The sequence below is a fragment of the Tritonibacter sp. SIMBA_163 genome, from assembly GCF_046535935.1.
Lineage (GTDB): Bacteria > Pseudomonadota > Alphaproteobacteria > Rhodobacterales > Rhodobacteraceae > Epibacterium > Epibacterium scottomollicae.
Genome location: NZ_JAWJBP010000827.1, coordinates 1 through 255 on the forward strand (window position 1 = coordinate 1; position 255 = coordinate 255).

General features: G+C 69.4%; 1 protein-coding gene. It reads right to left on the reverse strand.

What is annotated here, in order from left to right:
* Nucleotides 1-246 (reverse strand): SMP-30/gluconolactonase/LRE family protein (locus R0J92_RS24635; RefSeq protein WP_411053618.1); only part of this gene is annotated, 246 nt, incomplete at its 3' end.
* Between the last annotated feature and the right edge of the window lie 9 nt (nucleotides 247-255).

Below are 255 nucleotides of genomic sequence, written 5' to 3' on the forward strand. Positions count from 1 at the left end.
GTGAACCCCGTCTCCCGCACTCGTCCACACATTGCCCTCCGCATCGACCCGGAAGCCGTCGGGCACGCCATTGTCGACCGTGCAGAACACCCGGCCGTTGACGAGCCGGTGGCCGTCGGCCACGTCGAAGACCCGGATATGCCGCGGCGCGTCGATGTCGTGGCTCGCGGCGGAATCGGCCACGTAGAGCCTGCGCTCGTCGGGCGGGAAAGCCAGGCCATTCGGCTGGCCGAAATCGGTCGCCACCGGCTCCAG